Genomic DNA, 14,928 nt, shown 5'->3' on the forward strand with positions numbered 1-14,928 from the left:
TTACAAAATAACAAGAAATGAAATTAAACCTGAAAAACCCCATCGTCTTTTTCGACCTCGAGACGACCGGAACCAATATCAACACAGACCGGATTGTTGAAATCTGTTATTTGAAAGTTTACCCGAACGGGAATGAGGAAGCAAAAACCTTGCGTATCAACCCCGAAATGCATATCCCCGAAGCATCTTCCGAAGTACATGGCATTTATGATGCCGACGTGGTGGATTGCCCTACTTTCAAGGAAGTGGCAAAGAACATTGCTCGTGACATCGAAGGCTGCGACCTGGCAGGATTCAACTCCAACCGTTTCGATATTCCGGTGTTGGCAGAAGAATTCCTGCGTGCCGGCGTAGACATCGACATGACGAAGCGCAAATTTGTAGACGTACAGGTGATTTTCCACAAAATGGAACAACGCACCCTGTCTGCCGCCTACAAGTTCTATTGCGAGAAGAACCTGGAAGATGCCCATACCGCGGAAGCAGATACACGGGCTACCTACGAAGTGCTGAAAGCACAGCTCGACCGCTATTCCGACCTTGAGAATGATATTGCATTCCTGGCGGACTACTCCAGCTACAACAAGAATGTAGACTTTGCCGGACGCATGGTGTACGACGACAACGGGGTGGAAGTGTTTAACTTCGGAAAGTACAAAGGAATGTCCGTAGCCGAGGTCCTGAAGAAAGACCCCGGATATTACAGTTGGATTTTAAACAGTGATTTCACGCTGAATACGAAAGCGACACTGACCAAAATCCGTTTGCGTGAAATGAGTAATTTGATTACAAAATAATGCTAAAAGGAAAAAAGATAATTCTTGGAATTACCGGCAGTATTGCCGCGTACAAGGCTTGCTACATCATCCGCGGACTCATTAAGCAAGGAGCGGAAGTGCAAGTCGTAATTACTCCGGCGGGAAAAGAATTTATTACTCCCATCACACTTTCGGCTTTGACCAGCAAACCGGTCATCAGTGAGTTTTTTGCCCAGCGCGACGGAACGTGGAACAGCCACGTAGACCTCGGCTTGTGGGCGGATGCCATGCTGATTGCGCCGGCCACTGCTTCTACCATCGGCAAGATGGCAAACGGGATAGCCGACAATATGCTGATAACGACTTATCTTTCGGCCAAAGCTCCGGTGTTTGTAGCTCCGGCGATGGACCTCGATATGTTTGCCCATCCTTCCACACAGAAGAATCTGGATATACTCCGCTCGTTCGGCAATCATATCATCGAGCCGGGGACGGGAGAACTTGCCAGCCATCTGGTAGGGAAGGGGCGCATGGAAGAACCGGAAGCGATTATCCGCGCGCTGGATGAATTCTTTTCGGCAAGCGACGAACTGCAAGGAAAGAAAATCGTGATTACGGCCGGCCCGACTTACGAAAAGATAGACCCTGTCCGTTTCATCGGCAATTATTCTTCAGGAAAGATGGGATTTGCCCTGGCAGAAGAATGTGCCCGTCGTGGTGCGGAAGTGACGCTGATAGCAGGCCCTGTGCAACTGGAAGCGAAACATTCCCGTATCCGCCGTGTCGATGTGGAATCAGCGGAAGAAATGCATTCGGCTTCGCAAGCCTGCTTCTCCGATGCCGACGCTGCTATCCTCTGCGCGGCAGTAGCCGACTATCGCCCTGAAAAGGTAGCCGACAGGAAGATTAAACGGGAGAAGGAAGAAGAATTAACCCTGCATCTCCGGGCAACGAAAGATATTGCAGCCAGCTTGGGAACAACGAAAAGAAAAGGCCAGTTGTTGGTAGGTTTTGCCCTCGAAACGAATAACGAGCAGCAGAATGCCGTAGGAAAGCTCGAACGCAAGAACTTCGACTTTATCGTGCTCAACTCGCTGAACGATGTGGGAGCAGGCTTCCGTCACGATACAAACAAAATCAGCATCATCGACCGGAAAGGTCGCACGGACTATCCACTGAAACCGAAAACGGAAGTGGCCGTCGACATTATCGATCGTCTTGTGATTGCATTGTCTTTTATTTCTTAATTTTTAATTCTTAATTTTTAATTTACTTGTTACGTTCACTATACATTCAGAATTATGCGTTGATAGAGAAACTGGATATTAGTTTCGACACAGGTTTTTCCGTTATAACAGGTGAAACGGGAGCCGGAAAATCAATCATTCTAGGAGCCATCGGTCTGCTGTTGGGACAGCGTGCCGATGTGAAGGCGATTCGCCGTGGAGCTTCTAAATGTATAATAGAAGCTCGTTTTGATATATCAGGTTATGGCATGCGCCCGTTTTTTGAGGACAACGAACTGGAATATGACGAAGAGTGCATCCTGCGCCGCGAAGTGCAGGCATCCGGCAAGAGCCGGGCATTCATCAACGATACTCCCGCTTCGCTGGCACAGGTGAAGGAGCTGGGCGAACAGTTGATTGATGTACATTCACAACATCAGAACCTGTTGCTCAATAAAGAAGGTTTCCAGTTGAACGTGCTCGATATCCTGGCACATAATGACGCTGCATTGGAAAAATACCATGCCCGTTATGCGGAGTGGAAGCAGACCGAGCGCGAACTGGCGGAGTTGATGGCATTGGCAGAGAAAAGCCGTTCCGATGAAGATTACATCCGTTTCCAACTGGAACAGCTTGAAGAAGCCCACCTTTCCGAAGGTGAGCAGGAAGAGCTGGAACAGGAAGCCGAAACGTTGAGCCATGCGGAAGAAATCAAGGCAGGACTCTATCGGGTGGAACAATCCTTTTTCTCGGACGAAGGTGGCTTGCTCGCATCCCTGAAAGATAGCCTGAACACGCTGAATAGTCTGCAAAGAGTCTTCCAACCCGCCAAAGAACTTACCGAACGCATGGAAAGCGCCTATATCGAATTGAAAGATATTTCGCACGAAGTTTCTTCGCAAAGTGACTCCGTAGAATTTAACCCCGTGCGTCTCGACGAAGTGAACGAGCGGTTGAACCTGATTTATTCCCTCCAACAGAAACACCATGCGCAGACGCTCGACGAGTTGATAGCGTTGACGGAAGAATACCGCAGCAAGCTATCCGATATCACTTCTTATGATGAACGTATCGCCGAACTGACCGCCCGCAAGGATGAACAATATACGAAAGTGAAACAACATGCCGAACTGCTTACGAAAGCCCGTACAAAGGCTGCCCGTGAAGTAGAAAAGCAGTTGGCCGCCCGACTGATTCCACTCGGCATGCCGAACGTCCGTTTCCAGGTGGAAATGGGACTCAAGAAAGAACCGGGCTTGCAGGGAGAAGATACGGTCAGCTTCCTGTTCTCTGCCAATAAGAACGGTATGTTGCAGAATATTTCTTCCGTAGCTTCCGGCGGTGAGATAGCCCGCGTCATGCTTTCCATCAAAGCCATGATTGCCGGAGCCGTGAAGTTGCCGACTATCGTATTTGATGAGATAGACACGGGAGTATCCGGCGAAATAGCCGACCGCATGGCAGATATGATGAAAGAGATGGGCGAGCAGAACCGCCAGGTTATCAGCATCACCCACCTGCCGCAAATTGCCGCCCGTGGATGCGCGCATTATAAGGTATATAAGAAAGACAGTGATACGGAAACCAACAGCCATATCCGCCGTCTCACCGACGCGGAGAGGGTAGAGGAAATCGCTCATATGCTGAGTGGCGCTACACTGACCGAAGCAGCCCTTAGCAACGCCAAAGCTCTGTTAAATAGTAATTAGCGATTAGTAGCCAACAAATAGTAACTGGTAAATAGAAAAATAGTAAATAACCGCGATGATAGATAAAAGTGAAATGATTTTCGGCGTTCGTGCCGTGATAGAAGCCATTCAGGCTGGAAAAGAGATTGATAAAATCCTTGTAAAGAAAGACATTCAGAGTGAACTTTCTAAAGAGCTGTTTGCGGCTTTGAATGGTCTGCTGATTCCTGTTCAGCGTGTTCCGGTAGAGCGTATCGACCGTATCACCCGCAAGAATCATCAGGGTGTGATTGCCTTCATTTCTTCTGTGACCTATCAGAAGACGGAAGATATGGTTCCTTTCTTGTTTGAACAGGGGAAGAATCCGTTTTTCGTGATGCTGGATGGAATAACCGATGTGCGCAATTTCGGTGCGATTGCCCGTACTTGCGAATGTGCCGGTGTGGACGCAGTGATTATTCCTGCCCGTAACAGCGTGTCGGTGAATGCCGATGCCGTGAAAACCTCGGCAGGAGCCTTGCATACGCTTCCCGTATGCCGCGAACAGAGCCTGCGCTCAACGCTGAAATTCCTGAAAGATAGCGGTTTCCGCATCGTGGCTGCCACCGAAAAGGGGGACTATGACTATACGAAAGCCGATTATACAGGGCCGGTGTGCGTCATTATGGGCGCGGAAGATACGGGTGTGTCTTATGATAACCTGGCACTTTGCGACGAATGGGTGAAGATACCAATGTTGGGAACTATCGAATCCCTGAATGTGTCTGTTGCCGCCGGTATCCTGATTTACGAAGGTGTGAAACAAAGAAACAACGAGTGATATGAAGAAGATTTTAATCCTACCTTTACTGTTCATCTTCCTGGCACAGGGAAGCATGGCACAAACCCCAAAATGGGTAGAGAAGGCGAAACGCGCTGTCTTCTCTGTGGTGACTTACGACAAAAACGACAAAATGCTGAATACCGGAAACGGATTTTTTGTATCCGAAGACGGGGTGGCTTTGTCCGACTACTCTCTCTTTAAAGGTGCCGAACGTGCGGAGATTATCACGGCCGAAGGCAAACAAATGCCTGTCAGCACGATATTGGGAGCGAATGATATGTATGATGTTATCAAGTTCCGCGTAGCTATTACTGAAAAGAAAGTGCCTGCGTTGATTGTGGCGAATACTGCTCCGGCAGTGGGAGCTGACGCGTGGATGCTTCCTTATTCTACACAGAAAAGCATTGCTTGTGTGTCGGGTAAAGTGAAAGAGGTTTCCAAAGTGGCGGGCGAATATCATTACTATACGTTGAGCATGCAGATGAAAGACAAGATGGTGAGCTGTCCGGTGATGAGCGCGGATGGCCAGGTGTTCGGCATTGCGCAGAAATCATCCGGACTTGACACGGTGACTACCTGCTATGCCGCAGGAGCTGCCTTTGCCATGTCGCAGAAGATTAGCGCCCTTTCTTTGGGAGATGCGGCACTGAAAAGCATAGGTATCCGCAAAGGTCTGCCCGAAACGGAAGACCAAGCGTTGGTATATCTGTTCATGGCTTCTTCAAGCCTGTCGGAAGAAGATTACGGAAAGCTGTTGGATGATTTTATCCGTCAGTTCCCGATGAATGCGGATGGGTATCTTCGCCGTGCGAATTATTACGTAGCTAAGGGCAAGGACGACCAGTCTTGGTTCGATAAGGCCGTTGCCGACTTTAACCAAGCGTTGAAAGTAGCTCAGAAGAAAGATGATGTATATTATAATATAGGTAAGCTGATGTACGCTTATCAACTGTCGAAACCGGAGAAACCGTATAAGGACTGGTCATATGACACTGCTTTGAAGAATGTACGTCAGGCCATCACTATCGACCCACTGCCTGCTTATGTTCAACTGGAAGGTGATATCTTATTTGCCCAGCAGGATTATGCCGGAGCTTTGGCTGCTTACGAGAAAGTAAATGCCAGCAATATCGCTTCTGCCGGTACGTTCTTCAGTGCTGCCAAAACAAAAGAATTGATGAAAGCCGAACCAACAGAAATTTTAGTGCTGCTGGATAGCTGTATCGCCCGTTGCCCGCAACCGATGACGGCAGACTTCGCTCCTTATCTGCTGGAACGTGCGCAGATGTATATGAACGCCGACCAGCCACGAAATGCTATGCTCGATTACGATGCATATGACACTGCGGTAAAAGGTCAGGTGAACGACGTATTCTATTATTATCGTGAACAGGCTGCTTTGAAAGCACGCCAGTATCAACGTGCATTGGACGATATTGCCAAAGCCGTCGAACTGAATCCGACCGACTTGACTTATCAGGCTGAACACGCTGTAGTAAATCTGCGTGTAGGACGTTATGAGGAAGCTATTCAGATTCTGAATAATATCCTGAAAACAGACCCGAAATATGGCGAAGCCTACCGTTTGCTGGGACTCTGTCAAATACAGTTGAAAAAGACAGACGAGGCTTGCGGAAACTTCAAGAAAGCGAAAGAATTGGGTGACCCGAACGTGGATGAGCTGATTAAGAAATACTGCAAGTAAAAAAGCAATGGTGCCTAATGCCTAAAGACAGGCATAGCGCTTAAAAACAAACTTACTGTTTAAAACAAGCTTACTGTTTAAAAGACAAATTATTATCACTTAAAGATAAGCTTAGTACCTTAAAAATAAAACCCCTGCCAACTTCAAAGTTAGCAGGGGTTTCTTTTTTGGGGACGTTAAATAAAAAAACTCTCTCTCTTTTTTGTTTTTTCCCCCACTTGTTAAGCTCAGGTTTTAGGTCTTATGATATAGGTCTGATTATCTTTTTTATTTCTTGGTTTTATAGGGTAAATGCAAAGATTCTCGGAATACTGCATCACTGCACTTCTTTTTTTTAGAAAAAAAACGAAAATCAGTTGAAAACAGTGAGTTTATTTAAAATCATAACCAGTTTTATTTATAATCTTATTATATTCAGTTCGTCATTTAATGACTAACACGATAAGTAATCATTTATGAAGAAAAAGCAATTTACTAATTGTGCAAACGAATATATAGATCGTTTGCGAAGGGAGGGCCGTTATTCAACGGCTCATGTGTATAAACATGCTATTCGTTCCTTTACGAAATTTTGCGGAAGTCAATTCATCACTTTCAGTAGGGTGAACCGCGACACGTTAAAGGCGTATAGCAACTATTTGGCGGCTTCTCATCTGAAGCCTAATACGATTTCTACATACATGCGTATGTTGCGTTGTATCTACAACCGGGGTGTCGATAGTCGGCAAGCTCCTTATGTGTATGGTCTGTTCCGGGATGTCTTTACGGGTGTCGATACCCGTCAGAAGAGGGCGCTTCCGATACGTGAACTTCACGTCTTGCTCAACGAAGATCCGAAGACGGAGAAACTGCGTCGTACACAAGCTGTTGCCAGTCTGTTGTTCCAGTTTTGCGGTATGCCGTTTGTCGACTTTGCCCATTTGGAGAAGTCTAACGTCGAGCAGGGGCTTTTGAAGTACAACCGTATGAAGACCGGTACGCCCATGAGTCTCGAGATCTTGGATTCGGCACAGGATGCCATTGCCCGTTTGTGCAACGGATATAATAAGGAGCATCCCGATAATCATCCCGACTATCTCTTCCGGATATTGAGCGGAGAATATAAGAGAACGGATGAAAAGGCATATCGCGAGTATCAGACGGCTTTGAGACGATTTAATAATGACTTGAAGTGTTTGTCCAGGCAGCTGAGAATACGGTCGTCTGTCACGTCTTATACGCTTCGCCATTCATGGGCTACCACTGCGAAATACAGAGGGGTTCCTATCGAGATGATTAGCGAATCACTGGGGCACAAATCGATTAAAACAACACAAATCTATTTAAAAGGCTTTGAACTAGAAGAAAGAACTAAAGTAAATAAAATGAATTATTCTTACGTGAAGAGTTTTATATAACTCTGCAGAATGTAGCTAAAGTATTAGGGTTTAGGGACTTATTAATCTGTTACTTCTTAGGTAACGGATTTTGATTTGCTACAAAGATAGGTAAAAATAGTAATAGGAAACAAGCAAAAACTTCTTTTTTTCCTTTTTTCTCCCAAATATATCCACACAAAGTATCCGAACATGAAGAATTGACTCTTTATGCTCCGTGACTTTCTATTTCCTAACTTCAACCTGTATTGATATTGAAGGCTAGGAATCTTCGTTATTACTTCCCTCATGTTGTCTTTTTTCCTTTTTATTGTAATTGTATGCGTTTTGTATGCGTATTATCCGTTACCTAAGAAGTAATGGATTAAAATGGGGTAAAAAATTATGATTTTTACAAAGGAAAAATCTATTAGCGCCGTGCCTAGTTGTGGGACAGGGGAAGGCGTAGCACACTCAAAACGCTGGTATGTAGCACTGGTTCGTATGCATCACGAGAAGAAAGTTGCCGAGCGTTTATTCAAAATGGGAATCGATACTTTCGTTCCCGTCCAGCAAGAGATACATCAATGGAGCGACCGTCGTAAAGCAGTCAATACAGTATTGCTTCCGATGATGGTATTCGTTCATGCCACTCCCAAAGAACGTATGGAAGTCCTTTCCTTTTCCACAGTCAGCCGTTATATGGTGATGCGTGGTGAAAGCACTCCTGCCGTTATTCCCGATGAGCAAATGGCGCGTTTTCGTTTCATGCTCGATTATTCCGACGAAGCAGTTTGTATGAACAGTTCTCCCCTGGCACGTGGCGAAAAAGTCCGTGTCATCAAAGGCCCTCTTAGCGGTCTTGTCGGCGAACTCGTCACGATAGGCGGCAAGAGCAAAATCGCCGTCCGTTTAAATATGCTTGGCTGTGCTTGCGTGGACATGCCAATCGGTTATATAGAATCTACAAGAAATACCAATGACACTATCTAAAAAGATTACTGCGTTTCTATTCATTCTAATGTTAGGGGGTTCCTCTCCTTTGCTGGCTCAAAGTATGAGTGATTCCCAAGTTCTTGAATACGTAAAAGACGGCATCAAGCAAGGAAAAGAACAAAAGCAACTGGCCTCGGAACTAGCCCGCAAAGGTGTGACCAAGGAACAAGCGATGCGTGTGAAACAGTTGTATGAACGTCAGAACAATGTAAATACCTCCAACGCCACCGGCACCGACGTCAATGAATCTCGCCTTCGTGAAGAAACGAAAGAGAATACTTCCGATATGCTGGAAGACCACCCGAGCACACAAGACCTCGCCCGTGGCAACCAAGTCTTCGGCCGAAACATCTTCAATACCCGCAACCTGACTTTTGAACCCAGTGTGAACATCGCCACTCCCTTAAGCTACCGTCTCGGCCCGGGCGACGAAGTGATTATCGACATATGGGGAGCCAGCCAGAATACTATCCGCCAACAGATTTCCCCTGACGGCACCATCAACATTCAGAAAATCGGCCCTGTCAACCTGAACGGTCTGACGATCGCCGAAGCCAACGACTATCTCAAGAAAACTTTAAATAAGATATACAACGGCCTTAACAACGCCAGCGACCCCACCTCGGATATCCGTCTGACTCTAGGCAGCATACGCACAATCCAAATCAACGTGATGGGCGAAGTTGTACAACCGGGCACATATTCCCTTTCTTCTTTTGCCACTGTATTTCATGCACTTTACCGTGCTGGCGGAGTCAGTGACATAGGCAGCCTTCGCAATGTCCAACTGGTAAGAAACGGTAAGAACATCGCTACAATTGATGTCTACCAATTCATACTGAAAGGAAACATCCAGGACGACATCCGTCTCCAGGAAGGCGACGTTGTCATCGTCCCCGCCTATGAAGTATTGGTAAAAATCGACGGAAAAGTGAAACGCTCCATGCGTTTTGAAATGAAGAAGGACGAATCCTTATCTACCCTTCTCAGCTACGCCGGTGGTTTCGAAGCGGACGCCTACACCCGTTCACTGCGTGTAGTACGTCAGAACGGGCAGGAGTACGAAGTAAATACAGTAAAAGACCTGGATTACAGCGTCTATAAAATGAGAAACGGTGATGTCGTTACAGCCGAAGCCATCCTTAACCGTTTCATTAATAAACTTGAAATCCGTGGTGCAGTCTACCGTCCGGGAATTTATGAACTGAACGGTAAACTGAATACAATCCGCGAACTTGTCAACGAATCGCAAGGTCTTACAGGCGATGCGTTCCTGAATCGTGCCGTCCTTTATCGCCAACGCGAAGACTTGACCAGCGAAGTTATCCCGGTAGACATCAAAGCCATAATGGATGGTACTTCCCCCAATATCATCCTGATGAAAAACGACATCCTCTATATCCCCAGCATCCATGATTTGGAAGATAAAGGTGATGTTGTCATCCATGGCGAAGTAGCCAAACCGGATTCTTATCCCTACGCAGATAATATGACTCTTGAAGACCTTATCATCCAAGCAGGTGGCTTGCGTGAAGCAGCTTCAGTTGTCCGTGTAGATGTATCCCGCCGAATCAAGAATCCCCACAGTACAGTAGACAGCGATACAATCGGTCAGATATATACTTTTTCTTTGAAAGAGGGTTTTGTGGTAGATGGTAAGCCGGGATTTGTGCTCCAACCTTATGATCAGGTTTACGTACGTCGTAGTCCCGGCTATCAAGCCCAGCAAAATGTGGTTATTGAAGGTGAAATTCTTTTTGGTGGCTCTTATGCAATGACTAGCCGTGAAGAACGTCTTTCAGATTTAATCAACAAAGCCGGTGGTGCTACGAACTACGCATACCTGCGTGGTGCGAAATTGACTCGTGTCGCCAACGCCAGCGAAAAGAAACGGATGGGTGATGTGATTCGTTTAATGAGCAGACAACTGGGAGAAGCGATGATGGACTCTTTAGGTATCCGTATAGAGAACACATTCACAGTCGGTATCGACTTAGAAAAAGCCTTGGCTAAACCGGGAAGTACGGCAGATATTGTATTGCGTGAAGGTGATGTGGTTTCTATTCCGAAGAATAATAATACAGTTACTATCAATGGTGCTGTGATGGTTCCGAATACTGTTTCTTATATGGAAGGTAAAAATATAGATTACTATCTGAATCAATCCGGTGGTTATTCTGATAATGCAAAGAAGAGTAAGAAGTTCATCGTTTATATGAATGGTCAGGTCACGAAAGTGAAAGGCAGTGGTAAAAAGCAAATAGAGCCTGGTTGTGAGATAATTGTGCCTAGCAAAGCTAAGAAAAAGGTAAATATGGGAAATATTTTAGGATATGCTACTACATTTAGCACTTTAGGAATGATGGTTGCATCTATTGCTAACTTAATCAAGAAATAACGAATACTGCTTATAACCACTATGATAGAACGAGAATCTGAAAAGGAAATAAAACAGAGACAAGATAATTATATGGATGAAGAGAACGGAATATATCTGGTAGATTTTCTTCATAAGATTATAGCTATTCGTAAGACAATTTATAAAGCCATCGGTATTGGATTAGTGATGGGGGTTATTGTGGCAATAAGTATTCCTAAACAATATACAGTTGAAGTTACTCTTTCTCCGGAGATGGGTAATGCTAAAGGTGGTGGTTTGTCAGGTTTAGCAGCTTCTTTTTTGGGAAGCAGTGCTACAATGGGCGATGGGGTTGATGCTTTAAATGCTTCTTTATCTGCTGATATTGTATCTTCCACTCCTTTTTTGCTTGAACTCTCTGCGATGAAAATACTTGTATCAACAGGTGAAACTATGACTCTAAACACTTATTTAGATGAAGAGTCTTCTCCTTGGTGGAGTTATGTAATTGGGTTACCTGGTATGATAATTGGCGGAGTAAAATCATTATTTGTTCAAGAAGAATATGAATCAAAACTTTCTGATAAATCAAATCGAGGTACGATTGAATTATCTAAAAAAGAGTTGCAGAAGATTGGAATGTTGAGAGAAAAGATTACGGCTTCAGTAGATAAGAAAACATCTATGACTTCTGTCGCTGTGACCTTGCAAAATCCAATGGCAACTGCGGTGGTTGCCGATTCTGTTGTGAAGAAATTGCAAAAATATATCATAGACTACCGTACTTCCAAGGCGAAAGAAGACTGTGCCTATTTGGAGAAACTTTGTAAAGAACGTCAACAAGAGTATTATATTGCCCAAAGAAAATATGCTCATTATGTAGATTCTCATGATGATCTCATTTTGCAGAGTGTCCGTACAGAACAGGAACGACTGCAAAGTGATATGAGTTTGGCTTATCAAGTATATAGTCAGGTTGCAAATCAGCTTCAAGTTGCCAGAGCTAAAGTACAAGAAGAGAAACCTGTATTCGCGGTTCTAGAACCTGCGATAGTGCCATTGAACCCTTCAGGAACTAGTAAAAAAGTATATGCTTTAGCTTTTATTTTTCTTTGTGTAGTAGGGGCCATTAGTTGGGAGTTGCTAGTGAAGGATTTTTGGACGAAGCTAAAAAAATGATAAAATGCTGTACTGGTTACGTTATGAATTATTTTTTGAATAGTAAAAATACTCGGTGCAGGCTACCAAACTTTACTCAGTCGGCTGTTTAGCAACGAGTGTTTACTTCGATATATTGAAATGTTTATTCTAATAATATGATTCCTTATTATGATTATTTGATAGTAGGCTCAGGTCTTTTTGGAGCTACTTTTGCTTATTGTGCAAAACAAATGGGTAAGAAATGTTTGGTAATTGACAAGCGTCCACATATAGGAGGAAATGTTTATTGTGAAAATATTGAGGGGATTAATGTGCATAAGTATGGTGCACATATCTTCCATACCTCTAATAAAGCAGTTTGGGATTTCGTAAATTCAATAGTGGAATTTAATCGTTACACAAATTCTCCAATTGCCAATTATGAAGGTAAGTTTTATAATCTTCCTTTTAATATGAATACATTCTATCAGATTTGGGGAATAACGACTCCAACTGAAGCGATGGCTAAAATAGAACAACAGAAAGCAGAAGCTATAGCAAGGATGAGAGCTGACGGAGTTAGTGAACCACGTAATTTGGAAGAGCAGGCCTTGATTCTTGTAGGGAAAGATATTTATGAAATATTGATTAAGGGCTACACGGAAAAACAATGGGGACGGAAGTGTACAGAGCTTCCTGCGTTTATTATCAGACGTATTCCTGTACGTTTGGTTTTTGATAACAATTACTTCAACGATAAGTATCAAGGTGTTCCAATAGGTGGATACAATAAACTTATTGAGGGTTTACTGGATGGCGTAAAATGCGAAACATCTGTCGATTTTTTTGCTACGTATAAAGACTGTTGGCGAGAAATTGCAAATAAGTTAGTGTTTACCGGTGCTATTGATGAGTTCTTTAACTACAAGCTTGGCAAGCTGGACTGGCGTACTGTCTCTTTTGAGACGGAGGTTGTTGATACACCTAATTATCAAGGAAATGCAGTTGTGAATTACACTGAGCGTGTGATTCCTTATACTCGGATAATTGAACATAAACATTTTGAAATGTTGGGACAGAAGGTATATGATTGTCTGAAAACGGTAATATCAAAGGAATATTCAGTAGAATATAAAGAAGGAATGGAGCGATATTACCCAGTGAATGATAATCGTAACAATCAACTGGCAGAGGCGTATCGAAAACTAGCAGAAGATGAGCAGGATATTATCTTTGGTGGAAGGTTGGGGCAATACAGATATTATGATATGGCTCCTATAATACAGCATGTGCTAAATAGTAAAGAATTTCGTGTAAACTTCTAATAGAACGCTATCAGGTGAAATCTCCTACCCGTACAACACAAAGCATCAATAATGTCCGTGTTTCTTTATTTTTTAGTGTTGGGGTTTTAGTTCTCGGATTCTTTTCGCGTAAAATTCTTATAGAATGTTTAGGCGCAGAGGTCTTGGGAATAAATACGACGGCAGCTAATCTACTTGGATTTCTTAATTTGGCGGAACTGGGTATAAGTGCTGCTATTTCATATACACTTTATACTCCGTTATTCCAAAAAGATTATGATGCTATCAATGAAATTGTTGCCGTACAAGGTTGGCTTTACAGGCGTATCGCTTATATTGTCCTTGCAGGCGGAGTTGTTTTAATGTGTTTCTTTCCGTTGATATTCTCCAAAATGGAATTGCCATTATGGTATGCTTACAGTTCATTCGGAGTTTTGTTGGTAGCTGCCATGTTGGGATATATCATCAATTATCAGCAGATTGTATTAAGCGCCGACCAGCAGGAGTATAAAATAAACTATAACGTACAAGGGTTCAGAGTTTTGAAATTACTGTTGCAGATTGTTGGTATCGGTTATTTTCAGCAAGGATATATTTATTGGTTGATAGTGGAACTATTAATGTCCGTCATTACTTGTTTCTTTTTGCATAAGACCATTCGTAAAAGTTTTCCTTGGCTTCATCCTGATTTGTCTAAAGGGAAAGCCCTGTCTCGGAAATATGTTGAAATCATAAGAAAAACAAAGCAGTTGTTTTTTCATAGGTTTGCATCTTACGTACTGGGGCAAACCAGTCCTTTGATTATTTATGCATTTTTGTCATTGACGGTTGTTGCTATTTATGGGAACTATATGTTGTTGGTAGTGAGTGTATCCATGATTATCACTTCTATTTATAATGGGGTAAATGCTGGCATAGGTAATTTGGTCGCTGAGGGGAATAAAGATAAAATTCTTTCTTTTTTCAAAGAATATACGGTCAGTCGTTATTGGATTGTTTCTGTGATATGTTTTTGTTTATTTCATCTGACTCATTCTTTCATGTTACTTTGGATAGGGGAAGACTACTTACTTGATTCTACATCTTTTACTCTACTGGTTGTTTATGCTTTTATTTCCATGACTCGTACTAATGATTCTTTTCTTTCAGCCTATGGACTATTTCAAGATATTTATGCTCCGATTATTGAAGCAGTATTAAATTTGGGCTTATCCATACTATTGGGATATTATTATGGATTACCTGGTATCATTGCAGGTGTTTTGATTAGTTTGTTAGTGATTATTTGTTGTTGGAAACCCTATTTTTTATATAGCCGTGGCTTTAAAATACCTATATGGAACTACTTGTGCTTTATCGGTAAAATAGTATGCTTGATACTTGTGTCGTGGTATATTTCTCGTTTTTTTCTTGAATACATAAATCTGTCATGCAGGAATTTTATGGACTGGATTCTCATTTCGTTTAAGGTATTAATTCTTTATGGATTGGTCAGTCTATGTCTTTTTCAATTGATTGATAAGAATTTTAGAGTATTTACTCGGCGAATTTATCAAATAATAAAACGTAAATAA

Annotated in this window: 11 protein-coding genes; all 11 read left to right on the top strand. The window is 43.2% G+C overall.

The features are described 5' to 3' along the window. Positions 1–17 precede the first annotated feature (17 nt). The 11 genes from HC965_RS02660 (at position 18) to HC965_RS02710 (ending at position 14,928) form a co-directional block, all read left to right on the top strand. Positions 18–797 carry a 3'-5' exonuclease gene (locus HC965_RS02660; RefSeq protein WP_191029969.1) on the top strand — a complete coding sequence of 260 codons (780 nt, stop codon included), beginning with the start codon at positions 18–20 and terminating at the stop codon, positions 795–797. Then, complete coding sequence (gene coaBC / locus HC965_RS02665) at positions 797–2,005, top strand: bifunctional phosphopantothenoylcysteine decarboxylase/phosphopantothenate--cysteine ligase CoaBC (protein WP_191029970.1); 1,209 nt, start codon at positions 797–799, stop codon at positions 2,003–2,005. Before HC965_RS02660 ends, coaBC begins: the two co-directional genes overlap by 1 nt. 26 nt (positions 2,006–2,031) lie before the next feature. Next, complete coding sequence (gene recN, locus HC965_RS02670; RefSeq protein ID WP_191029971.1) at positions 2,032–3,693, top strand: DNA repair protein RecN; 1,662 nt, start codon at positions 2,032–2,034, stop codon at positions 3,691–3,693. Between the two features lie 55 nt (positions 3,694–3,748). Continuing rightward, a complete protein-coding gene (gene rlmB / locus HC965_RS02675; protein ID WP_191029972.1) occupies positions 3,749–4,492 on the top strand; it encodes a 23S rRNA (guanosine(2251)-2'-O)-methyltransferase RlmB in 744 nt (247 codons plus the stop codon). Position 4,493: 1 nt separating this feature from the next. Further along, entirely contained in the window at positions 4,494–6,200 is a 1,707-nt protein-coding gene (locus HC965_RS02680; RefSeq protein WP_191029973.1) for a serine protease, read from the top strand. A 455-nt stretch (positions 6,201–6,655) separates the two neighbouring features. Then, entirely contained in the window at positions 6,656–7,597 is a 942-nt protein-coding gene (locus HC965_RS02685; RefSeq protein WP_191029974.1) for a site-specific integrase, read from the top strand. Between the two features lie 363 nt (positions 7,598–7,960). Beyond that, positions 7,961–8,548 carry a UpxY family transcription antiterminator gene (locus tag HC965_RS02690; protein WP_191029975.1) on the top strand — a complete coding sequence of 196 codons (588 nt, stop codon included), beginning with the start codon at positions 7,961–7,963 and terminating at the stop codon, positions 8,546–8,548. Next, positions 8,535–10,949 (top strand): SLBB domain-containing protein, encoded by a 2,415-nt coding sequence (locus HC965_RS02695; protein WP_191029976.1) that lies wholly within the window; start codon positions 8,535–8,537, stop codon positions 10,947–10,949. The genes HC965_RS02690 and HC965_RS02695 overlap by 14 nt, the downstream gene beginning before the upstream one ends. Before the next feature lie 21 nt (positions 10,950–10,970). Continuing rightward, positions 10,971–12,089 (top strand): chain-length determining protein, encoded by a 1,119-nt coding sequence (locus tag HC965_RS02700; protein WP_191029977.1) that lies wholly within the window; start codon positions 10,971–10,973, stop codon positions 12,087–12,089. 137 nt (positions 12,090–12,226) lie between these two features. After that, complete coding sequence (glf, locus tag HC965_RS02705) at positions 12,227–13,375, top strand: UDP-galactopyranose mutase (RefSeq protein WP_191029978.1); 1,149 nt, start codon at positions 12,227–12,229, stop codon at positions 13,373–13,375. A 14-nt stretch (positions 13,376–13,389) separates the two neighbouring features. Next, the gene (locus HC965_RS02710; RefSeq protein ID WP_191029979.1) at positions 13,390–14,928 is read left to right on the top strand and encodes a lipopolysaccharide biosynthesis protein; all 1,539 of its coding nucleotides are present in this window, start codon (positions 13,390–13,392) and stop codon (positions 14,926–14,928) included.

Source organism: Bacteroides sp. GM023 (genome assembly GCF_014750685.1).
Taxonomy (GTDB): Bacteria; Bacteroidota; Bacteroidia; order Bacteroidales; family Bacteroidaceae; genus Bacteroides.

Bases quoted from the DNA above. Each gene is read 5' to 3' on its own strand.
- HC965_RS02660 (WP_191029969.1), top strand. From the start codon at position 18: ATGAAATTAAACCTGAAAAACCCCATCGTCTTTTTCGACCTCGAGACG.
- coaBC (WP_191029970.1), top strand. From the start codon at position 797: ATGCTAAAAGGAAAAAAGATAATTCTTGGAATTACCGGCAGTATTGCC.
- rlmB (WP_191029972.1), top strand. From the start codon at position 3,749: ATGATAGATAAAAGTGAAATGATTTTCGGCGTTCGTGCCGTGATAGAA.
- HC965_RS02680 (WP_191029973.1), top strand. From the start codon at position 4,494: ATGAAGAAGATTTTAATCCTACCTTTACTGTTCATCTTCCTGGCACAG.
- HC965_RS02685 (WP_191029974.1), top strand. From the start codon at position 6,656: ATGAAGAAAAAGCAATTTACTAATTGTGCAAACGAATATATAGATCGT.
- HC965_RS02690 (WP_191029975.1), top strand. From the start codon at position 7,961: ATGATTTTTACAAAGGAAAAATCTATTAGCGCCGTGCCTAGTTGTGGG.
- HC965_RS02695 (WP_191029976.1), top strand. From the start codon at position 8,535: ATGACACTATCTAAAAAGATTACTGCGTTTCTATTCATTCTAATGTTA.
- HC965_RS02700 (WP_191029977.1), top strand. From the start codon at position 10,971: ATGATAGAACGAGAATCTGAAAAGGAAATAAAACAGAGACAAGATAAT.
- glf (WP_191029978.1), top strand. From the start codon at position 12,227: ATGATTCCTTATTATGATTATTTGATAGTAGGCTCAGGTCTTTTTGGA.